Source organism: Paludibacter sp., from assembly GCF_009712605.1.
In the GTDB taxonomy this organism is placed as follows: Bacteria; Bacteroidota; Bacteroidia; order Bacteroidales; family Paludibacteraceae; genus Microbacter.
In genome coordinates this window covers 136,920-159,301 of the sequence record NZ_WASO01000011.1, presented here as the reverse complement: position 1 = coordinate 159,301, position 22,382 = coordinate 136,920, and the positions used below count along the sequence as shown (strand labels likewise).

Here is a 22,382-nt window from a genome sequence, read left to right as displayed (position 1 = left end):
CAATCGGTTCTTGCATCAATTGCCCGACTTGACAATAACGTAGAAGTCAGAAAACTGGCGGTAACGCGATTGAAGTAATTCCACTAAAAACAGACAAACAAGCAGGGGTCAGGAGTCTCGCCCCTTTTGGAGCAAGACTTGGAAGGAAGCAGATCCCCGTTCAAGCTTAATGAAGTATAGCCTGGACGCAAACAACGTTCAGCGAAGCTAAAATAAAAGCAGTTTGGAGCTGATTGTAGATGAAATCCATTCTGGTTTTAGGTACAAGTTACGCTATTGCCAAACTTGCACCAGTTGGGATCAGGAGAGCCACGACAGCAAAGGAATATTTAAATTGATTGAAAATATGAATGAATTTCTAGAAAGTATAAAGGCAATTGATTATGCTGACATTATTGAAAAGAAAATTGTTCCTAAAGTAGTCGAAAAAGGAATTGTTAGTGTTAATAAATTATTCAAGTTAGCATCAAAGAAAATAATTGAAAAAGCAAGGAAAGAATTGCCAAAGGAAGATTATGAATATTTTTCTGATAATTATGATTTGGAAATTGAAGAATCATTTGTGCTAAGACGAATAGCAGATAATCTAAAAAAAACCAATAATTGGGCAAAAGAGATATATTTCAATACAGCATTAACGTCCAAAAGGTTAAATAAAGTATTTGTTGAAATTGACTTGTTTTTGTCTCCATTAAAGTTCCGGTTTGATGAATCTGAAAAAACAGAGAGAGTAAAAGGAACTACAATTATAAAAAGATATGATAAACATAAGATAATTTATGGAGGTGCCGGAGCAGGAAAGACTACATTTATTAAAAAGATATGTACTGAATTTCTAGAAAATCCAGATAAAAATCCATTTTCATGCCCAGTGGTGATTCGTTTTAGAGACATTGACTATAGTAATAACAATTATGGAAATCATTTTGGATTATTCCCAATTTTAATAGACATCTTGGGAATACAAATTAAGTTTCCAATTGACAAAATAGACCTTTTCTATAACGAATATCACAGCGTAATTAAACAAGCAGTTGTCAGCTTCTTAGATGATTGTAATATCTTATTAATAGCTGATGGTTTTGATGAAATTCCAAATACATCCTTAAAAAATAAAATTGAAAAAGAATTTCATGAATTGTCTCTATCTCTTGAAAGTGCCAGATTTATTTTAACATCCAGAAATAATGATTTCATACTTAAACTTCCTCAAACAGAAGAATATGAGATATGCCCACTTAACGACAATCAAATTAAGAAAATAATTAAAAATTGGTTAGGGGATAAGAAACAGTCAGAAGACTTATATGAACAAATAAGAAAATCTCCGTATTATGATACTACAATGAGACCTCTAACATTATCTCATTTATGTGCAATTTATGAAAGGAGAAAAACGATTCCGCCGAAACCAAGATACATTTATGATTTTGTGCTAAATCTACTTTTGGAATCTTGGGATCAACAGAGAAGTATTGTTAGACCATCTGAATATGCTGATTTTTATATTGAAAAGAAGAAAGAATTTTTAGCTCATTTATCTTATTGGTTTTCATATCATTTGGAGAAAAATGTTTTTTCAAGCGAGGATTTAAAAAAATGTTATAATAAGATTTATAAAACTCACAATCTTCCACCTTCGCAATCAAAGAAAGTCGTGATTGAACTTGAAAATCACACAGGGTTGTTAGTCCAGATTGGATATAATTCATATGAATTTTCTCATAAATCATTGCAGGAATTCTTGACAGCAAAATATATATATTCTTTGCCCAAAATTCCAGAATATTCAATTTTGAAAGAACTGCCAAATGAAACTGCAATTGCCATTTGTCTATCATCATCGCCTAATGCATATTTTGAAAATTTCATCAAAGACTATAAAAGATATGATGAAAATTTCTGGAATATATTCTTAGATAGATTAGTTGATGAAAGTCCTGATTTTAATGAGAATCCATCTGTTCTTGTATTTTTCTTTATAACAATAAAAGAAACAGAAATACCAATATTTAGAAGAACTCTTAAAGCTCTACTTGAACACACAAATTTGAAAATATCTATCTCAAATTTTAATAAGATTTACACAGAACGAATTGCATACAAAACTGAAACTAGATACACACATAAAAATATTAGTATATCAGTTGCTGACAGAAATAATTTTCCAGGAACTTTAATTATTGGAAATGATATTGTAGAACTGATTAATAAATAGTAAACTTCGTTTTCACTTCCTTGTTTATGTAGCATGTAATACAGTTATCATGGCCCGATTTTTTCCATCTAAAAAAAGGCGAGGCCACCATCAAACGACAGCAGCCTCATCCTAAACACAATAAATAATAAATAGAGCTTCTTTTAAAACAGAGAGTTGTTAATATTCAGGGGGTAAAGCCTGTAATTCAGCTCCGGTAAATACAGGCCCGTCTTTACACACGTATAATTTTCCCACGTTGCAGCGACCGCACTTCCCTACCCCGCATTTCATACGGTTTTCGAGCGTGGTGTAGATATTTTCGGGTTTGAAACCGAGTTTCTCCAGCACCGGGAAGGTAAACTTAATCATCACCGGAGGACCACACACAATGGCCACGGTATTTTCGCTCGATGGATTCATCTTTTCGAGTACGGAAGGCACAAAGCCCACTTCGCCTTTCCAATCAGGTGTTTCTCCACCCGGATCTACTGTTGTGATCAGCTTCACATCGGGACGATCTTCCCACTCTTTCAGTTCGTGTTTGTAGACCAGATCGGCTACCGATTTGGCACCATATAGGATGCTCACGTCCTTAAAATTCTCGCGGGTATCCAACGCATTCCAGATCACGCAACGCATGGGAGGAAGCGCAATACCACCGGCAATAAAGAGGAGGTTTTTACCTTTCCACTGGTCAATGGGGAAAGTATTTCCAAACGGACCACGGAAACCCATGGTATCACCTTCTTCGAGTCTGGCCAGTGACGAAGTTACCTTACCGGCTTCGCGGAAGGTACACTCGATATAGCCTTTGCGGGTTGGAGCCGAAGCAATACAAAAGGTGCTTTCGCCATCGCCAAACGCCGAGTATTCACCGAACTGACCGGCTTTGAACGAGAACTGTTCTGCTGCCTCCTCATCCTGAAACTTCAAACGGAAAGTCTTCACGCCGGGAGCTTCCTGCGTCACTTTCTCGACGGTCATCAGATAAGGCGTGTACAGATTTGAAGATGTGGAGATTTGGGGATTTGAGGATGTGGTAATACCGTTCTCCTCAATATGTTGTAAATTATCCATAAGCGTACGTCTTAATCAGTTCTTTTTTGATGTGATGATTATTTTTGAAATCACGTTGTGTATTGAGTTCAGTTTTTCTTTCAGAGATGAAGGATCGGGATAATTTTTTGATTTTTCTCAAAGAATCAGCCAATACTCCGTTTCGTCAGCTTCTTTTGCTGCTATTTTCAGTTTGTGAATAAAGTCAACCTTGCTTTCTGCATTTTGCGCTTCGCGAACATTAGCCCCAATGGACGTTCCAGACTTGAGCAATTGATTGGCAATGACAAATTTCCGATTCTCTTCAAACAATTCACAGTATTCAATTATTGCTAATGCAAATTCTACCGAAAGGTTGACTATCAAATTATCTTTGTCATTTTTCATTTTTCATAATCAATACAATCTAAGGCTGTTTCCATCTTCAAATTTCCACATTACCAAATCCTCAAATTGAGCTCAGATGCTCGGATAAATTCATATCCACCGGACAAGCCCGTGAACAGCGGCCGCAACCGGTACAACCGCGCACCGAAAGGCGGTCGGGCATGTAGGAGAATTTGTGCAAAAGACGTTGACGCCACCGTTGTGCCTGCGTTTGGCGGGGATTGTGTCCCGAGGTGTGCAGAGTAAACAGCGCGAAACCGCACGAATCCCAGCAACGGAGACGTTTTCCCTTGGTGCCGTGCGCGTCTTCCTGAATATCGAAACAGGCGCAGGTAGGACAAACGTAGGCACACGCTCCGCAACCGATACAGCGTTGCGACTGTGCTTTCCAGATCGGACTTTCGAAGGCGGTCTGCAACTTCTCCTGAACGGCTTTGACATCGAATTTCTCCGGTAGTTTCACCAAAAATTCTTCTTTTACATCTCCACGATCGGCTTCAAAAGCGGCCTCATCGGCTTTCATCAGGGCTTCGCCCTTTTCGGTCAGGATTTCGGCCAGAAAACCGTCCTTAACCGGTGTAAGCTGTATGTCGCTTCCGGCGGTATTTCCCGGGCCTCCGTTGACCGAAGTACAGAAACAGTACTCATCGGCTTTGGTACAGGCCAGCGTCACCACCACGGTGCGTTGCAGACGGGCATTGTATATTTCGTCTTTGTAATCCCAGTTGAAAATAGCTCCCAGCGGATTGAAACCGGCAGCATCGCAGGGATGCAGTCCGAACACCACCGTTTCGGGATAAGCGGTCAGATCGGCATTTTCGAGTTGTACCTTGCCTTTCTCTTTCTCGTACGAAAAGAGCACATCGGTACGGGGAAATGCCACCGACTTGGCCGATTGGGTGGTCTGGATATGATCGAATACGATGTCGTCGGCCGAAGTGGCACGCCCGAAATCAACGCGATCGCCCTTTTTTACCGGAGCATAGAGATGTTTCCCGTCGTTGACAATTTTTGTGAGCCAGCGGTTAATCGATGCCTGAGTAATGAAACGTTTTTCCATATTATCAACAACCCCCTAAATCCCCCTCAAGGGGGACTTAAAGAATCTGTATTTTAAATTGATTCTTGTTTATATATCCGTTCTATTTCTTTTTTCTATAAAAATGTCTGTTCTCACTAAAGCAGATTAACAAGTCCCCCTTGAGGGGATTTAGGGGGTTGCGGTTCTATCGTATAAAATTCTCCTTATCCTCCGGTTTGAAGGTTGAGAGGGCATTGTCGCCCGACACGGCCTGATTGACATCCAGCGCAAAGTTATCGGTCACCTCCTGCACAATCTGGTGGCTGAGCAGATGGATCGGCAACCCAAGCGGACAAGCGGCTCCACAGGCTCCACAGTCGGCACAACGGCCGGTCATGTGCATGGCGCGGTTGATGTGCCACTCGATATTGGCCAGCGTACTTGCCCACGGCTGTATCCATTGCGGACGGTTCTCTTCCACAATACATTTGGTACAGTAGCACATCGGACATGCAGCCCGACAAGCGTAGCACTTAAAACATTTCGAGAGTTCGGCCGACCAGAATTCCCAACGCTCTGCGGGACTCATGGCGTTGAGTTTCTCGATCAACGCTTTATCATCTTCGCGTGCAGGAACAGGTGCGGTTTGCAGGTAAGCCGTAATATCGTCGGTGGTAGCAAACTGAATCACCTCTTTCTCTGCCGAAACGGTGAGTACAACCAGCTTATCGAGTTGAATCTGATGTTCGGTCAACAATCGCAGGATGCTACGCAGGGCAAAATAGGATGCCGTGATGGCAATTTTTTGTCCGCCTATCAGCTCTTTGTGTGTCAGGTAAACAGCCAGATTGCCGGTGCAACGGTCGTCGTATATCAGTTTGGCGGCATCGTCTGCCGAAGAGATAAAGCAGGGGCGTGGATGACGGGTACCTTCTTCGTAACCGATCACCATCTGTACTTCGCCCGACTGCAGCAGCTCAGCAGCCTTTTTTCTCAGTTCTTCCATTGGAAATTTCTTTTTTTGCAAAATAACCTGTTCCCCTGTCAAACCGTTTTTACCGATTGCCCCTCTCTTGGGGAGAGGGGTTGGGGAGAGGTTGTATTTATTTTATTATCATCGCTTCCTGACCGTCAATAATACTCTGATCCTGTTGTGCCAGATAGTCGGCTGCCTTGCGGTATTGCGTATATGGTCCCAGTTCACGGACAGCGGTCACGGTGCTGTTCACCACGTCGGCCCATTTGGCTCCTTCGGCTGCCGACACCCACGAAAACTGGATGCGGTTCACATCGATGCCCATAAAATTGAGCAATCCGCGGAAAATCACCCAGCGGCGACGCGCGTGGAAGTTACCCGAGGTGTAGTGGCAATCGTTGGGGTGGCACCCCGACACGATAATACCGTCGGCACCTTCGGCAAAGGCTTTGAGCAGCAGCATGAAGTCGATGCGGCCGGTACACGGGAAACGGACAATCTTCACGTTGGAAGCGTATTTGATACGGCTCGTCCCCGTCAGGTCGGCACCCGCGTAGGTACACCAGTTGCAGACAAACGCAACGATCTTCGGTTCAAATTCTGACATCTTTTTATTTACAATTTATTCATTTACAATGTACTATTTTTCAACACAAAGTCACGAAGGCACAAAGACAAATTTCAGATTCTTCGGGACAAGCGACTTGGAAGTCGCTTGAAAAATATAATCTCAAATAAAGCGACTTGGAAGTCGCTTCACCTTTCACATCCTTTTACTCATTCAACAGCGCCATAACCTCGGCAAACATCTGTTCGTTTGAGAAGCCCTGCATGTCGATGGCTTTCGAGCGGCAGAAGGCCACACAGGTTCCGCATCCCTGGCACAACCCCGGGTTGACTTTCGCTACGGTTTTGATTACGCTGCCGTCTCGCCCTTTGATCTCTTCGCGTTCGATGGCGTTGTACGGACAGGCCGTCTGGCACATAAAACAACCCACACAGGTAGAGAATACCGGAGGAGCCGAACGGTTCACCACGGCGATCAACGGTTCGCGGGTCAGTTCGCTGTTCGAGAAAAGGCCAATCACCTTGGCAGCAGCACCAGAGGCCATTCCCACCGTTTCGGGAATATCTTTGGGAGCCTGACAGGCGCCACAAAGGAAAATACCTGCCGTGTTGGTTTCTACCGGTTTCAGTTTCGGATGCGCTTCGGCAAAGAACTTGTAAGCATCGTACGATACGTGCATTTTCTGTGCCAGTTCCTCGGCTCCAGGATTGGAAACGCCTGCGGTAGCAAGCACCACCATGTCGGCTTCAATCTCCACCGGTTTGGATCCGAGCAGAGTATCGGCACCTTTCACAATGTATTTGCCGTCTTTTTCGTAGATGCGGGCTACGCGTCCACGGATATAATTCACGCCGTCGTCTTCGATGGCACGGCGCACAAACTCTTCATAGTTTTTGCCGCCTGCACGAATGTCCATATAGAAGACATACGATTCGCCGTCATGCACTTTGTGCTGGTAAAGCATGGCATGTTTGGCGGTGTACATACAGCATATTTTGGAGCAGTAAGGAATGCCTTTGGCCGGGTCGCGCGATCCGGAGCAAGCGATGAATACGATCTTTTTAGGCACCTTGCCGTCTGACGGGCGACGAATCTCGCCCAGAGTTGGTCCCGATGCCGAAGCCAGACGTTCGAATTGCAATCCGGTAAGCACATCGGCATATTTGCCGTAACCGTATTCAGGGAAGAAGTCGGTTTTCAGTACGTTGAATCCAGTGGCAATTACCACGGCCCCGATATCTTCGGTAATAAACTGGTCGGGAAGGTCGTATTGAATAGCACCTGTGGGGCATACTTTTTCGCATACCTTACATTTGCCTTTTTGGTAGTAGGTACAATTAGCCCGGTCGATCACCGGTTTGTTGGGCACCGCCTGCGGAAACGGCGTGTAGATGGCCGTACGCATGCCCAATCCTTCGTTGAATTCGCTGGGAATTTTCTTGCTCGGACATTTGGTGGTACACAATCCGCAACCGGTACAAAGCTTATAGTCCACGCTTTTTGCCTTCAGGCGGATCGTCGCTTTGAAATTACCGATAAAACCGTCGAGATGCTCCAGTTCGGCGTAAGTGTAGAGGGTAATATTCGGATGTTGTGCCACCTCCACCATGCGGGGGGTAAGGATACACTGCGAACAGTCAAGCGTAGGGAATGTTTCGGAGAGCTGCGACATGTGGCCGCCGATGGAGGGTTCTTTCTCCACCATGATGACCTGCTGACCGGCATTGGCAATGTCGAGTGCCGCCTGGATTCCGGCAATACCACCACCGATCACCAGTGCTTTTTTGGTAATGGGCACCTTGATCGCATTCAGCGGTTTGTTTTTTTTCACCTTCTCCACCAGCATCTTCACTAAGTCGATCGCCTTTTCGGTGGTCTGCTCGTTCTTTTCGTGCACCCACGAGCAATGCTCGCGCAGGTTCGACATTTCGCAGAGGTAGGGATTCAATCCTGCTTCAGCACACGCTTTACGGAACGTCGGTTCGTGCATACGCGGCGAACAGGCGCCTACCACGACACCGGTCAGCCCTTTTTCCTTAATGGCGTTTTTAATGAGTGTTTGCCCCGGATCGGAACACATGTATTTGTAGTCGGTGGCAAATTCCACCCCGTCCATTTTTCCGGCTTCGGCGGCTACTTTTTCGCAATCGACTGTAGCGCTGATGTTTTCTCCGCAATGGCAAATAAATACTCCTATTTTCGACATGGATTCAATTTGAAAATTTGGGAATTTGAAAATTTGAAGATGAAACAGCAATCGGGTTTCACTCAGTTTTCGCAATCTCAGATAAATTTTTTTTTCAACACAAATTAATAGCAATACTTGTCATAGCCTTAGGCACATAAACAAGAATAACAGATATAAAACACATTGAAACACTATTTTCAGCGTTGTATCTTCTTTAATTAAATAACTGATTATTAATGTAATAACATAAAATACAGCAAAGAAAATTAATGTACCTAATGCGATCAGTGATCCAGCAAATTCGGCACTACCAGAAATGTATATGATTTTAAGAAACGTAATTAGCCCTCCAATAATTAGCCCCACAATTGCAAATGTAGAGCGAATAGGAGCTTCTTTAAATAAAAAATTCACGTTTTGGCTTCAATTAATTTCTACCGGTACAAAGTGTTTTTGCAAACCGACCTCTTTCGGATTCAGGCCCACAGCAAGGCCAATGGCCTGGGTAATGTACAATACCGGAATATCGATTTTTTGTTTCAGGTATTCGTTGATGGCAGGACGGCGCATATCGAGATTCGACTGGCACATGGGGCATGCCACTATAATGGCTTCGGCTCCACGGTCGGCAGCATCTTTCACGATGTTGCCCGAAAGTTTGGCCACCACATCGGTGCGCGATACGGAGAATCCGGCTCCGCAGCATTCTGTTTTGAAACCCCATTCGATGGGATTCGCTCCCGAACGTTTCATCAGAATATCCATCGATTGTGGATCTTCCAGACGGTCGAATTTGAGGATATTGTGCGGGCGAACCAGCAGACAACCATAGTAGCAGGCCACTTTGTTCCCGAACGGTGTCGTCACCTTCTCTTCAAGTCGGTCGGCCACGTATTTATCAATCAGCTGCATCACATTCAGTACTTGCAGGCTGCCACTAATCGGCATTTCGATAATATCGCAAACACGCTGTTTGAGGGCTTCGTCTTTGTTCAGTTCGTGCTGGGTAACCGTCAGGCGGTTGTAGCAAGCTGCACAAGGCACCACGATCTCCTCCATTCCCTGCTTTTCGGCCAATGCCAGAATACGAGCGGAAAGAGAGAGAGCCAGTTCCTTGTTCATGTTGTGAGCAGCAGTCGCGCCACAGCAGTTCCAGTCGTTGATCTCTTCCAACTCAATGTCGAAAGCTTTCGCCACGGCCAGCACCGATTGCGCATATTCCGAAGAAGAGCCCTTCAACGAACAGCCAGGATAAAATCCTAATTTCTTCATAATTAATCTGTATTAACCGCAAAAATAAAGTTTTACCATTAAGAAATTAAGGATTTAAGATTTCACTTCATCCTCTTAATGCCTTAATGGTTAGATCATAATCAGGCTACAAATGCCGTTTATTTTGCGGTTATATCTTTGTTTTTGAGAAAATTCCTTTGATATTTCGGGTTCCTTTAATCATCTCGGGCACCAACGGCAATTTACCTTTGGCATACATTTTCGGAGCCAGCTTTACATCCTGAGTCAGATGGAAGGTACGCGTCTTATAACCGGCTATCAGGCCGATTTCGTAAAGACGTCCGGTATATTTGATGGAATCGAGGAAGGCGCGATGGAAAGCGACGATGTCGCGGGATTGATGATTGATTTTGTGTTCGCCAGCCGATTTTTCGCGGAGATAATCCATGATCTGAGGTATGTCGATGGACATCGGGCAACGTTCGATACAGTTTTGACACGATACGCAAAGCCATATCGTTTTCGAATTCAACAGTTGCTGAAACAGCTCCTCATCTCTGGTTTGCAACATGTGCATTACCATGCTCGGAGGAAAATCCATTTCTTCGGCTAACTGACATCCGGCGGTACATTTGCCGCATTGATAACAACGGTTTACATTCACACCGGTGTGTTGCTGCAATTCCAGTATTGATTCTTGGTTGGTTATCATATTGGTTTTTGAAACATTATGCCATTTTACCGTGCACAATTGTACGAATTGTGAGCAATTCATGTGATTTTTTCATCAAAATGGCAACTCTACTTTTCACAAAACGATGCAATTTGCAATCTGTAGTTTGCAAACGGCAGCAAAATTAATCGTTTATCCTGATAGTTGTACCTGTTTTGGTTGACCAATTTTATGTTGTAAAACATATTTCCTGGTATAATCGTAAAAAACAGAGCTTTAAGCGCCCTTAATTTAGCTAGAAACTGCCCAAAATGGAATAAAATGTGTAATTTTTAACACAACAAAGGCCGAAACCACCCCAAAATGTGATGATTTCGGCCCTTGAATTAATTGTTTCGTATGCTAAAAGTGGAGCATCAAACCTAAAGATACAGCTCTGACATCAGGCCCTTTCCCGCTCTGAAAAATCTTAACCAAACCGTATTTTGCAAAAACGCTGAAATCGCCGTAACCAGCCTGTGCAATCAGATCGATAGAAACAGGATTTGTATTCAATCCTTTGTCTTCTACGCGATTAATGGTATTTCCTTCGGCATCATTATACTTCACTTTATACGAGCAGAACGTCTTAATGCCTCCCTCTAAACCGGCAGCAACATAGGATTTATGGTCGTGTCCGAAAGTAGGCTGCCATTCAAGCATCAACGGTAAAGTAAGATGCACGATTTTCAAACGGCTATATTGATACTTTATTCCGGCAGGAGCATTATAAACGCCCGTCACTCCATCAACATCCACCAAATGGGTATTGTTGTCGAGGCGGAATGTTTTCCAGTTCATTCCTAACCCTGTAGTGATACCGAAAGTATTGCGATAAATCGGCAAAATATGTTCGAACAGGTTGATAAACCATTCTGTCGATTGATCGGGTTTGATGGCCAACCCATTGACGTTGGTCAGTTTGGAGTGCGAATCATTGGTAATGTTTGCATAGGCAATCCCGAAACCTGCATAATGCGGTTGCATACTATAACTTTTACGATAATACTTCTCGCCATGTTTCTTGTTCAGGAAAGGCAATTGCAGGCCAACTTCTTCCATCACCGTCCATTTTTCATAACTTTTACCATCGCTGAATATGCCTTCGTAAAGTTGTTTGTATGGAACTGAGTCATTGCCCTGATCATAGACCTTTATCTTTACTTGCTCGGCATTATCCTCTATTTTCACTGTCTTGCTGTTAAAGTGGATAGTGGTATCGAGCGGCAAAACAGCTGCTTTTGCTCCGAAAGCCATTGAGACAATCAAAGCCAGTACGAATATGGTTCTCATTCGTACTACATTCGTTGATAATGAATAAAATCGTTTCATAGGATAGTTTATTTATGTGTTATTTCTTTTTCAATAATAGATTCAGGACATCATCTACTTCATCGCTACTCTCAAGATAGACCAGCGTAATTTTGTATCCTGACGAAGTAGCATTGTAAAGTATCAGACGATTGAGCCGACCTTTGCGGGGAAGTTGCAGAATTATCATGGAGAGGCTTCCGCTTGAAATTACCTGTTTCACCTTTTTGGCTCCTTCCTGATCTTTGGCCAGACACTTACGGATAAAATCTCCGGCAGCAGGATCATCATTGATCACAATGCTTTTGAACAACGAGAGGTTATAGTCACCCAGCATTTCGCCCGAAAGCTCTACCATGGTTACCCCCTTCTTTTTACCGTAAATATCGAACACCTTGCTGATTTGCAAATCTTTCTGTGCCGCCAGATGCTGTGGCAAAGCCAATGCCATCATCGCAAACAGAAGAAAACAAAGTTTAGTTGAGCGTCTCATTTTATTTTGGTTTTATTAGTTTCCTGAAAATACAGATAGTTGATCTTTTATAACTTGTTCGGTTTTGAACTGCTTTGTTGTTTGTTCCACTTCGTCGGGTCCGGAAGCAACCTCACTTATCGATTGCATTGCCTCAGCCTTCACGGCCGTCACATCGGTTACTTTTACGCCATCTACGTAGGCATAACATCGAGGTTGTTCCATCATCAGCGATTTTACCAAGAAGATACCTCCGACTAAAGCAGCTGCCACGCTTACCCAACGAATCATCGGTATAATTACAGGTTTTTTCGTTGGTTTGACCGCTTGCTTTTCGCCTGCAAAATAACCCATCATGGCACGGTCGGCCTCATACTGCACGGGCAAATTCGGTTGCGACAAAAACAGATGCAACTGCCGCTCTTCCTCAGCCGAAGTAAATCCCTCGTAGTATTTCTCCAGAAGCGCATCGGCCTCTGTAGCGCTGATTGTCTTATTTTTGCTGAATAGTTGCATTATTTTGTCCATTTTAAATACTCCTCTCTCACTTTTTTCCGTGCCCTCGACAGGTTCATCCGCACGGCTTCTATTTGTGTGCCGGTTATTTCGGCAATTTGTTCTACTTCGTATTCCTCAATATCTTTCATTCGTATAATTGCCTGTTGTAGCGGCGGAAGCCTGTCAATTATAAACCGAATGATCTCGTCACTGTTTTTCCGTTCCAGTTGCAGGTAGGGATTGTCGGGCCCGGCCTGCCGGTATATCTCATCGTCGAGTGATGTCTCTCTTCCCCTGATCCGGATTTTGTCAACACAGATGTTCTTGGTTACCGTGGTGGCAAAAGCCGGAATACTGTCATACTTGTCGAGCGAATCGCGAATGTGCCAGAGCTTGAGAAATACCTCTTGTACGGCATCCTCAGCATCTTGCTCTTCCTCAAGCATTTTCCATGCTATATGTAAGAGCTTTTCACGTAGCGGCACGACTTCCGCTTTAAATCGTTCGGGATTCATTTTACAATATGACGAAGCTATCACTCATTTATAACATTCCAACAATAAAAAAATTTCAAAAACACTCAAATACAGCACAAAAGTACTAATTCACAGCATAATGTATAAAATTACGGAGGACTGACCATTTTTGATCAGACAAAAACAACTACTTTTTTAGGACTGTCTGAAGTCCCAGCTTCAAAAATAATCAGAATAAGGAGCCTCACACTCAGAAAAATATTGACCGGGAGTAATGCCGGACAACTGACGAAAATCGTTGATCATGTGCGATTGGTCGAAATAGCCGCAACGATACGCCAGTTCGGTAAGTGTGTCGCCGGGAAATTGCTGATGGGCATAAAGAGCCGACTGAAACCGGATGACCTTCAGGTATTGTTTGGGAGATAACCCAACCATTTTTTTGAATTCCCGTTCTTGCTGTTTTCGGCTCATGCAGGCTGCATCTGCCAGTTCTGAAACAGAAATCACTCCTTTTGCATTATTAATCAGATGGATGGTATGGCAGATACGATTCCATTGGTAGGTCGTATTTCGAGAAAGAAGATGCAAAAGAAAACGCTCGATGTGTGCAACCCGCTCTTCGAGCGACGATAAATCTTGGAGCTGTTCTTCCAGTTCTCGGGCAACAGTTCCCACAGCATCCTCCAGATGAAGAGAATAATCAGCCAATTCGCTGACCGGAAACGGGAAGAAAAGGCCGGCGCTATGTGGGTAAAACTGTACAGAGAGCATTTCGGTCCGTCCGGTAGGGAGCACATCAAAGAAACCGGTCTTTTGTCCGCTGATAATGATTCCCGGCTGCATTTCGCAGGTTTCGCCAATCCTCATCAATCGATCGGAGAAATGAAACGTCATCTCCACAAAGCCATTCGGCACTACCCGCTCCGTTTTTTGCATCCCCTCCCGGGCATCCATCTCCAGATACCAGTATTGCCGGATGTAAGGAGCCAACAAAGGCGAGGGTTTTATCAGTCGGAACTGCATTGTAGCTAAATTGATTGTGTAAAGGTAAAGAAAAAAATGCCAGCCTGTCGACTGGCACTTAATGAGATGAATATTAATCTCCGTATAAGCCCAACCGGTTACCTTCGGTGTCGATAAAAAGGGCACAGTAGCCAAAACCTTCTGCCTGAATCTTCGTTTTAGGGAAGACGATTTTGCCGCCATTATTTTCAACATACCTGATGCGGTCGTCCATTTTTTTGCCCACATTCAAACTGATGATAGTTCCCTGTTCGGAGGGTTGGTATCCCGGAGCCGAGAAAACACACCCGACATTGCCCGGTAAACAGGCCATTTTTTCCGTTTCGTACACCGATTTTTCGAGTTGTACCTCCAACAATCCGCTGTAAAAGTCCACAGCTCGATCAAAGTCGGTCGAAGGAATCTCGACCCACGCAATTAATCTGTCCATAATAGTTTTATTTTTAATGATTTACGCGACAAAGGTAACAACATCAAAAATGACGGGATTGGAAAAAAGAGACATTCTGCACAGATGCCAATTTTCACCCCTTGATTTTTTAAAAACACTTCATACCTTTATTTCATTATTCAAGAGATAGTAAACCTCTCATTATCCACCTGAAAAATAATTTATGAGCCTACTGACGATCAACAACGCTGCGTGTAAAGGATGCGGCATTTGCGTGCAAGCATGTCCCGTTTCAATCATTGCCATGAGTAACAACAAAACTCCTTTTGTTTCTGCCGAAAAAGAGAAACGCTGCGTGCTTTGCGGCCATTGCGAATCGATCTGTCCCGACTCGGCTCTAAAGCATAATTATCTTCCGGAGATGACACCTATACGACGCGAAAAACTCAAAGAGGTAACGTCCGAAAATATTGCTGAATATTTCCGCAGCCGCCGATCAATTCGTGCATTTTTACCGAAGAAAGTAGACAAAGAGGTGTTGGAAGAAGTTATCGACATTGTGCGCTATGCCCCTACGGGAGTCAACCGGCAGATGAATCGCTGGGTTGTAGTGAGCGATCCACAAACCATCCGCCAACTGGGAGAAGGGGTTATTTCCTGGATGAAAACAATGATTCAGGCCAATCCCGAGCTGGCCAACCGGCTTAACTTTGTCGGGCTGGTTACCGCATTCGAACGGGGAAACGATGTAATTTGCCGCAATGCTCCACACTTGATAATCGGTTATACCGAAACAGCTTATTCCACCGGGGCAAAAGACAATACCATTGCCGCCTCTCATCTCGAACTGCTGCTTCCCGCTTTCGGATTAGGCGGATGCTGGGCCGGTTACCTGATGGTTGCCCTTCAGTATTCTCCCGACCTAAAAAAAGTGATCGGGCTCGACGATTCGTACACCGTGCACTCGGCTTTGATGGTAGGATACCCGAAATATCGCTATTTCAAAACGCCTCAACGCAAAGAAGCCCAGGTGAACTGGATGTAGATTGTAATGCAACTGAAACAAATTCCGAATATATTGTCGATTTGCCGTATTGGGTTTTCGGGGATGCTTCTGCTTTTCTCCGGGAACTCAATTCCTTTTCTGATAATCTATCTGCTGGCCGGAATCACCGACGTGGCAGACGGGTACATCGCCCGCAAATACGGATGGACCAGCCACACCGGTGCCCTACTCGACTCCCTGGCCGATGCAATCTTCTTTCTCTGCATTATGCTGATTGTCTGGCTAAACTACAAAACGGTAATTACTGATAATCTGTTTTGGCTAATCCTGATTCTGACCTTCAAATTGTGTTCTCTGATTACCGGGATAATCCGGTTTCGGAAAATAGTCTCTATTCATACCATTGCCAACAAAGTAATCGGACTACTGCTGTTTTTTTCTATTCCTCTCATTTTATTCTCTATTCCCGGTTTTTTCATCAAAGTCATTTTCATCATTTGCCTTCTACCTGCAATAGAAGAATTTTTCATTATCTTGTTTTGCAAAGAACTGAACCTGAACAGGAAGAGCATATTTAGTAAATAAAAAAATATCTATATAAAGCAAATATTTTGAGCATATGTTCAAAATAAAATATATATTTGCATTCAAAATTATTCAATTATGACAAACTTTGATTTGGCTGCTGCCGGATGGGATGGCAATTCTATTCATTGGGAACGTTCGCAGGCAATTGCCAACGATATAAAAACAATATTGCCCATTGATAACGACTGGCGGGTATTGGAATACGGAGCCGGCACGGGTATCCTGAGCTTCATGCTGAAAGATGATGTGAAAGAGATCGTTATGCTGGACAGTTCGGAAGAGATGGTAAAAGTGATGCAGCAAAAAGTTGCTGATAGCAATGCAAGTAATCTCCACCCTACGCTTTTCAACATGGAGAAAGATGATTTCGCCGGAGAAAAGGTCGATCTTATTGCAACACAAATGGTACTTCATCACGTTGCTAAAATAGAACCTTTGCTGGATAAATTTTACGCGTTACTGAATCCCGGTGGATATATCGCCATTGCCGATCTGTACACGGAAGACGGGTCTTTTCATGGCAAAGGATTTGACGGACATAACGGATTCGATCCGAAGGAAATGGGAGAAATGCTTGTTGCTGCCGGTTTCAAAAATCCGCAATATAAAACCTGTTTTGTGATGAGCAAACCCGTTGAAAGCGGAGAGATAAAAGCATTCCCGGTATTCTTTTTAACAGCACAAAAATAATGCCTCGCCCTAAATGTCAACGGCGGATCGGTTGTCCCCCAGCAATGGAGGGATTCAAACCGTTTGGAATTCACAGAAATGGAAAAGAGACGGTTACCCTGCTTTTTGAAGAATACGAAGCACTTCGCCTCACTGATTACGAAGGTTTAACTCAGGAACAGGCTGCCGAAAAGATGCAGGTTTCCCGTCCTACTTTTACCCGGATATACGAACAGGCCCGCAAAACAATCGCAAAAGCGTTTGTTGAAGGCTCAGCCATAATAATTCAAGGCGGAGATGTTCAGTTTGATAAGAAATGGTATCGATGCAGAACCTGTCATCGCCTTGTGGAGGGAATAGAAAATCATACTCGTTGTCACGGATGCACAAAATATAGTGATGACGAACTGAAGGAGATAACGAGTTATATATGATTTGTTTGTATTGTTAATTATAATTATTTACTAATGAAAAAAATAGCAGTTCCAACAAAAGAAAATCTGGTAGATGACCATTTCGGTCATTGCGATGCCTATACCGTTTTTTCTATCAATCAGCAAAACCAGATTGAAGGTGCTATTATTGTACCTTCGCCTGCAGGATGCGGTTGCAAAAGCAACATCGCATCGACTCTGCAGCAAATGGGAGTAACAACGATGCTGGCCGGAAATATGGGCGATGGCGCTTTGAACAAACTCAAAAGTCACGGCATTGATGTCCTGCGCGGATGCTCAGGGAATGTACGCGTTGTCGTGGAAAATTACATCAGCGGTAAAACGGTGGATTCTGGCATTGGATGCAATCATAATCACGAAGATGGAGAACACTCCTGCAACCACGGGAGCTAATCATTCATTCCCTTTCGCTTATTTCAAACAAAAAGGTCTCTGTTCAGGAGACCTTTTTTGATTTGAACCCAGCTTTATCATGAAGTCATCTTGACCTATTCTTTGATATGAGATTTTGTTTCATTTTTCCATTTCGCTCAATACCGGACTCGTAAAAAGAAAAATGGCGATTAATCATTTAAAATACATACATTTGTATTTCAGTGAATAAGCCACCTTTTAATCTATCTCCGTCATGAAAACAACATCGTTCCTTAAAGCCGTCGGTGTCACTACCCTATTGCTGACACTCATTACCTCTTACACATTTTGTCAGGAAATCACAGTCAGGGGTCTAATAAAAGATATCTTCAACAACCCGATTGAAGGTGTAAGCGTAAAAATAAAGGGAAGTTCGGTTGTAGCAGTGTCCGACACAAACGGCATTTATCAAATTGCGGCACCGGCAAAAGGGAAACTTATTTTCTCACGCAAAGGATATGTCACGCAAAAAGTGGCTGTAAATAATCAGAATACAATCACCATTTTCTTGCCGTATGACATGGATGATCCCGATAAAGAGATCAATATTGGTTACGGTAAGGTTCAAAAATCGAAGATGACCCAATCTGTAAGCTCTGTTGATGAGAAGCTAATTACACGAAATAACACTGGGGATATCGAGATGCTTTTCAAAACAGTTCCCGGTGTTGAGGTCGTTCACTCGGGCAGCGATATCAAACTGCGTATTCGCGGAATCTCGACCATTAACAACACTTCCGATCCTCTGATTATTCTGGATGATATCCCTTATTCCGGTGCTCTCAGCACATTAAATCCTAATGATATAAAATCAATCGACGTACTGAAAGATGCCGCAGCGACGGCCATTTACGGAGTACAGGGAGCTAACGGCGTGATTTTGATAACAACCAAAAAAAGTCGGTAAAAGAACGAAATAAGCCATATTTGTTTAACATATTTACCAAATAAACGATAATAAACCCTGAGAAACTGGAAATATAGAGGAGAAAATTGCCGGAAATCCGAATAAAATTGCTTAATTTGTAAATCTAAATCGTTTGGCTATTCTCTTTTGCCCGAAAAAAAGAGGTAATCAGGCAGTCTCTCTTACTTGTATCAGATGCTGCCAGTCACCCACCAAGACAATGAAACTAACCATACGACTACTGCTTCTTTTCATTCTATTCAGCGTAGGATTCTCATATGCCCAGGAGCACGGAAATGCAACTTATTACAACAAAAAAATGCATGGACGTAGAACTTCTGATGGTAGCAGATATAACAAAGACAGTCTGACATGCGCTCATCGCACTTACCCGCTGGGAACGTTATTAAAAGTGCGAAATCCAAAAAACAACAAAGAAGTAATAGTAAAAGTGACCGACCGTGGTCCTCATCGCCGTAATCTAATCATCGATCTCTCTTATGCAGCTGCAAAAGAGATAGATATCGTGCGTTTTGGCATTGCTCCCGTCGAAATATCCAAAATTGACGCTGCTGATGCTATGTCAACACCTAACGATTCTATCGCGTTGCACGAACGTAAATAGGTATCGGCAATTACAACACAATCATCTTTTTCAGGACTTCTTTCGACTCGGGGCCCATATTGAACAGTAAATCAACAATGCTCATGTTGGGAATAAATCCGAATTTCTGATCAAATACCTGATAGTAAGGAACAACTCTATATGCCGGATCTTCTGATTCCGGCATTTTTTTTGGGTGTATCCCTTCACGAAGATCCAACTCTCCTTCTCCGAACGCAGTTTTATAGTCGTCAGTAAATCCGACAGTAATTTCAGCATCAATCAGTTCCAGAATTTTTGACTGGATGCTGATATTGAAATCGAACAGGAAATCCCATTTTTTCTCATAAAACGGGAGAAGATCGTCTGTATAATATTCGAAAAACGGGGATGAATTGTAAGCTGCCACCAGCGAGCGCCAATGGAGTGTTTGCCAGTCGGTGTGAGAAGAAAGGCGAATGTCGCGGGAAAGACATTTCACACTCTCTCCTTTATCAACAGGAATGGAAAGTGGAATGACACCGTTTCCCGTTACGATTTGGCAACGGTTACGGTAAGTCTGTTTCAGATAGTTATCATGCTGCTCGATAAATACATTTCGTGCCGACAGCATTCGGGCATAATAATGCAAAGGAGCCAGATAAGCAACTGACATCCAGACGTTCATTCCACTTTCCATCAATTATTTTTCAAGATCATTTTGCGGGGATCGCTTTCAAAACAGCGGTCAGATAATCCCAGAACTTAGCTACAGTGGCAATGTTCACCTTTTCATCAGGTGAATGCGGGTGACGAATGGTTGGTCCGAATGAAATCATATCCAGTCCGGGAACGGCAGAACCGATAATTCCGCATTCCAATCCGGCATGAATTACTTTAATTTCGGGAGTATTCCCAAATTTATCGGCATAAACCTGCGACATCACCTTCAGGATCGGAGAATCGAAATGAGGTTGCCATCCGGGATAACCTCCTGAGAATTCAACTTTTGCTCCCGCCAGAGAGAAAACGCTCTCAATCATCGAGCAAAGTTCTTCTTTCATTGATTCTACCGAACTTCTTACCAGACAAGCTACTTCTACATGCGAACCATCCGATTTTACAATTGCAAGGTTAGTGGATGTTTCTACCACCTCAGGCATTTCGGGCACAAAGCGTAACACGCCGTTCGGACAAGCAGTTATACCGTTAATCAGGTCATCCTGAACAAATTCTGGTAACATTCCTTCCGGAAGTTCAACCTCTTCGGCAATAATCTTCAAATCAGGTTCAACCGAAGCATATTCCGATTTGAAAATCGCTTCCATTTCGGAAATAGCCTCCAGAAGATCGTCCTGACCTTCTTCCGGAACAGTCACCACGGCAAATGCCTCACGAGGAATGGCATTGCGGAGATTTCCTCCTTCTATCGATGCAAGACGCGCTTCGAACGAAGAAACTAAATATTTCAGTAAGCGGAAAAGCAATTTATTGGCGTTGGCACGGCCGAGATTAATATCCAATCCGGAGTGTCCGCCCTTCAGGCCTGTAAGACTGATCTTATAGGCTACATCGCCATGATAAACAGGCTCTTCTTTATATGCAAAAGAAATGTGAGCATTTATACCGCCTGCACAACCCACATACAGTTCACCTTCGTCTTCAGAGTCGAGATTAAGCAATACTTCGCCTTTCAAAGTTCCGTTTTTCAAACCTACAGCACCAAACATTCCGGTTTCTTCATCAGCTGTAATCAGCACTTCTACAGGGCCATGAGTTAAATCCTTCGCTTGTAGCACAGCTAATGCCGAAGCCACACCAATGCCATTGTCGGCTCCCAGTGTGGTCTGGTTGGCTCGTACCCACTCGCCATCAACAAATGCGTCGATAGGATCTTTCTCAAAATCATGCGCCACGGCTGCATTTTTCTGAGGAACCATATCCATGTGAGCCTGAAGCACAACACCTTTCAGTTTTTCCAAACCCGGAGTTGCCGGCTTACGGATAATGACATTTCCGGCTTCATCTTCAAAAGACTCTAACCCAAGATTTTTGCCAAAATCTACCAGATACTTTGTTATCAGATCACGCTTCCCCGAAGGACGTGGAATTTGAGTTAACGCTTTGAAATTTTGCCATACAGCTACCGGCTGTAACTGTTCGATGGCACGATTCTTTTCCATATTGTTTGAATAAATGGTTAATTTACTTTATGTTGTTTCAAATAAGTAATTGCAGATTCAATAATGGTGTCAATCCCTTTGGCAATATCTGCCGGGCTCATATCTACTTTAATATCCGGTGAAATCCCGAATTCGATATTATTCATGTCAGCATCGTACATCGGGCATGCCGAATATCTGACCATCCATCCGTTAGGCAGCTCACTATTCATCGGAAGTCCACCACCGCCGCCGGTCTGATCTCCGATAATCACCACATTAGGCAGTTGCTTCATAATACAAACAAAATCATTCGTTGCACTGTAACAAGAACGGTTTGTCAGAACCACCACTGGCTTTTTCACCCAATTCGTTGCTATTGAACTGGTTGAAAACGGAGTCAGGGTTTGAGCAATCGGGGATGAAAATTGGTCATGACCAGTACCTGTTTTATGCCGGATATAACCGTAAGTCAACGATTGTGTGGTAAACCTGGAAGCAATGTCCTCGGCATAGGTCAACATCCCTCCCCCATTGTTACGAACATCAATAATTAATCCCTGACAGTTCCCTAACATGCCAATTGCATATGAAAGATTGGCACCGGAAAACCCGTCAGAGAAATCGCCGTAATAAATATATCCGATGGCCGATTTCGGCAAAACATTGTACTTAAAACCACCTGCAATGTAATAATTCTTTCCCAGATAACGGTCGCTGTACAAAATAGTTGAACTGAAATTATCGGGATAATCTAAGTACCATTTCCAGTAACGTGCCACATCAAACGACGAGACCAGATTAACGTGCCCATCCTTCAATTCTGAAAGCATATTGCCACAAATTCTGAAGAACTGGATGTAATTGAGAGTATCTGAACGTTGAAGTTTGGCTCTGTAAACATTTCCAATAGAATCCCAGTTGATCTTTTTATACGTAAAATAGCAATAATGGTCGTCCATTATCTTCCAGAGAGCCTCAAAATTTGTCTTGTAATCGTTGATATTCGATGGTTCGTCTACCGACATCTTACAAGATGCAAAGCTAATGGCTATTATTAAAATCAGTATCTGTCGCATGACC

25 protein-coding genes are annotated in these 22,382 nt (G+C 43.3%); 8 read left to right on the top strand and 17 right to left on the bottom strand.

The window, feature by feature from the left end; genetic code table 11:
* The first annotated feature begins 346 nt into the window (after positions 1–346).
* Entirely contained in the window at positions 347–2,218 is a 1,872-nt protein-coding gene (locus F8N35_RS10240) for an NACHT domain-containing protein (RefSeq protein ID WP_293052300.1), read from the top strand.
* Between the two features lie 159 nt (positions 2,219–2,377).
* Here the strand turns inward: F8N35_RS10240 and F8N35_RS10235 are convergent, their stop codons facing one another.
* The 14 genes from F8N35_RS10235 to F8N35_RS10170 all read right to left on the bottom strand — a co-directional run bounded on the left by F8N35_RS10235 (position 2,378) and on the right by F8N35_RS10170 (position 14,554).
* Positions 2,378–3,220 (bottom strand): FAD/NAD(P)-binding protein, encoded by an 843-nt coding sequence (locus F8N35_RS10235; RefSeq protein ID WP_363928380.1) that lies wholly within the window; start codon positions 3,218–3,220, stop codon positions 2,378–2,380.
* Between the two features lie 174 nt (positions 3,221–3,394).
* Complete coding sequence (locus tag F8N35_RS10230) at positions 3,395–3,643, bottom strand: four helix bundle protein (protein ID WP_293052295.1); 249 nt, start codon at positions 3,641–3,643, stop codon at positions 3,395–3,397.
* Positions 3,644–3,704: 61 nt separating this feature from the next.
* Complete coding sequence (locus tag F8N35_RS10225) at positions 3,705–4,703, bottom strand: 4Fe-4S dicluster domain-containing protein (RefSeq protein WP_293052292.1); 999 nt, start codon at positions 4,701–4,703, stop codon at positions 3,705–3,707.
* Positions 4,704–4,869: 166 nt separating this feature from the next.
* Positions 4,870–5,670, bottom strand: coding sequence for a 4Fe-4S dicluster domain-containing protein (locus tag F8N35_RS10220; protein ID WP_293052289.1), 801 nt, complete (start codon positions 5,668–5,670; stop codon positions 4,870–4,872).
* A gap of 97 nt (positions 5,671–5,767) precedes the next feature.
* Positions 5,768–6,247: a hydrogenase iron-sulfur subunit gene (locus tag F8N35_RS10215; protein ID WP_293052286.1), complete on the bottom strand. Its 480-nt coding sequence runs from the start codon at positions 6,245–6,247 to the stop codon at positions 5,768–5,770.
* 166 nt (positions 6,248–6,413) lie between these two features.
* Positions 6,414–8,414 carry a CoB--CoM heterodisulfide reductase iron-sulfur subunit A family protein gene (locus tag F8N35_RS10210; RefSeq protein WP_293052283.1) on the bottom strand — a complete coding sequence of 667 codons (2,001 nt, stop codon included), beginning with the start codon at positions 8,412–8,414 and terminating at the stop codon, positions 6,414–6,416.
* A gap of 405 nt (positions 8,415–8,819) precedes the next feature.
* Positions 8,820–9,668 carry a CoB--CoM heterodisulfide reductase iron-sulfur subunit B family protein gene (locus F8N35_RS10205; protein ID WP_293052281.1) on the bottom strand — a complete coding sequence of 283 codons (849 nt, stop codon included), beginning with the start codon at positions 9,666–9,668 and terminating at the stop codon, positions 8,820–8,822.
* Positions 9,669–9,798: 130 nt separating this feature from the next.
* Positions 9,799–10,341: a 4Fe-4S dicluster domain-containing protein gene (locus F8N35_RS10200; protein WP_293052278.1), complete on the bottom strand. Its 543-nt coding sequence runs from the start codon at positions 10,339–10,341 to the stop codon at positions 9,799–9,801.
* 363 nt (positions 10,342–10,704) lie between these two features.
* On the bottom strand, positions 10,705–11,673 hold the full coding sequence (locus F8N35_RS10195; RefSeq protein WP_293052275.1) for a hypothetical protein: 969 nt from the start codon (positions 11,671–11,673) through the stop codon (positions 10,705–10,707).
* A gap of 19 nt (positions 11,674–11,692) precedes the next feature.
* Positions 11,693–12,145, bottom strand: coding sequence for a DUF6108 family protein (locus tag F8N35_RS10190; protein ID WP_293052272.1), 453 nt, complete (start codon positions 12,143–12,145; stop codon positions 11,693–11,695).
* Between the two features lie 15 nt (positions 12,146–12,160).
* Complete coding sequence (locus F8N35_RS10185; RefSeq protein WP_293052269.1) at positions 12,161–12,640, bottom strand: hypothetical protein; 480 nt, start codon at positions 12,638–12,640, stop codon at positions 12,161–12,163.
* A complete protein-coding gene (locus F8N35_RS10180) occupies positions 12,640–13,137 on the bottom strand; it encodes a sigma-70 family RNA polymerase sigma factor (protein WP_293052266.1) in 498 nt (165 codons plus the stop codon). Before F8N35_RS10180 ends, F8N35_RS10185 begins: the two co-directional genes overlap by 1 nt.
* 180 nt (positions 13,138–13,317) lie before the next feature.
* On the bottom strand, positions 13,318–14,124 hold the full coding sequence (locus F8N35_RS10175; protein WP_293052263.1) for a helix-turn-helix transcriptional regulator: 807 nt from the start codon (positions 14,122–14,124) through the stop codon (positions 13,318–13,320).
* A gap of 73 nt (positions 14,125–14,197) precedes the next feature.
* Positions 14,198–14,554, bottom strand: coding sequence for a VOC family protein (locus F8N35_RS10170; protein ID WP_293052260.1), 357 nt, complete (start codon positions 14,552–14,554; stop codon positions 14,198–14,200).
* 184 nt (positions 14,555–14,738) lie between these two features.
* On the opposite strand from F8N35_RS10170, the gene F8N35_RS10165 reads away from it, so the two are divergent.
* The 7 genes from F8N35_RS10165 to F8N35_RS10135 all read left to right on the top strand — a co-directional run bounded on the left by F8N35_RS10165 (position 14,739) and on the right by F8N35_RS10135 (position 19,179).
* Complete coding sequence (locus tag F8N35_RS10165; protein WP_293052258.1) at positions 14,739–15,560, top strand: nitroreductase family protein; 822 nt, start codon at positions 14,739–14,741, stop codon at positions 15,558–15,560.
* Between the two features lie 6 nt (positions 15,561–15,566).
* Entirely contained in the window at positions 15,567–16,106 is a 540-nt protein-coding gene (locus tag F8N35_RS10160; protein WP_293052255.1) for a CDP-alcohol phosphatidyltransferase family protein, read from the top strand.
* A gap of 78 nt (positions 16,107–16,184) precedes the next feature.
* The gene (locus tag F8N35_RS10155; protein ID WP_293052252.1) at positions 16,185–16,799 is read left to right on the top strand and encodes a class I SAM-dependent methyltransferase; all 615 of its coding nucleotides are present in this window, start codon (positions 16,185–16,187) and stop codon (positions 16,797–16,799) included.
* Positions 16,799–17,212, top strand: coding sequence for a DUF134 domain-containing protein (locus F8N35_RS10150; RefSeq protein ID WP_293052249.1), 414 nt, complete (start codon positions 16,799–16,801; stop codon positions 17,210–17,212). The genes F8N35_RS10155 and F8N35_RS10150 overlap by 1 nt, the downstream gene beginning before the upstream one ends.
* 33 nt (positions 17,213–17,245) lie before the next feature.
* The gene (locus F8N35_RS10145) at positions 17,246–17,626 is read left to right on the top strand and encodes a NifB/NifX family molybdenum-iron cluster-binding protein (protein WP_293052246.1); all 381 of its coding nucleotides are present in this window, start codon (positions 17,246–17,248) and stop codon (positions 17,624–17,626) included.
* A 235-nt stretch (positions 17,627–17,861) separates the two neighbouring features.
* Entirely contained in the window at positions 17,862–18,554 is a 693-nt protein-coding gene (locus tag F8N35_RS10140) for a TonB-dependent receptor plug domain-containing protein (protein WP_293052243.1), read from the top strand.
* A gap of 220 nt (positions 18,555–18,774) precedes the next feature.
* Positions 18,775–19,179, top strand: a complete 405-nt coding sequence (locus F8N35_RS10135) for a septal ring lytic transglycosylase RlpA family protein (protein WP_293052241.1) — start codon at positions 18,775–18,777, stop codon at positions 19,177–19,179.
* Between the two features lie 10 nt (positions 19,180–19,189).
* Here F8N35_RS10135 and F8N35_RS10130 read toward each other — a convergent pair whose 3' ends face one another.
* Genes F8N35_RS10130 through F8N35_RS10120 form a run of 3 tightly spaced genes read right to left on the bottom strand, consistent with a single transcriptional unit; the run spans position 19,190 to position 22,378 of the window.
* Positions 19,190–19,825: a WbqC family protein gene (locus F8N35_RS10130; protein WP_293052310.1), complete on the bottom strand. Its 636-nt coding sequence runs from the start codon at positions 19,823–19,825 to the stop codon at positions 19,190–19,192.
* 28 nt (positions 19,826–19,853) lie between these two features.
* On the bottom strand, positions 19,854–21,320 hold the full coding sequence (locus F8N35_RS10125) for an aminoacyl-histidine dipeptidase (RefSeq protein ID WP_293052239.1): 1,467 nt from the start codon (positions 21,318–21,320) through the stop codon (positions 19,854–19,856).
* Positions 21,321–21,337: 17 nt separating this feature from the next.
* Positions 21,338–22,378, bottom strand: a complete 1,041-nt coding sequence (locus tag F8N35_RS10120) for a S41 family peptidase (RefSeq protein WP_293052237.1) — start codon at positions 22,376–22,378, stop codon at positions 21,338–21,340.
* Between the last annotated feature and the right edge of the window lie 4 nt (positions 22,379–22,382).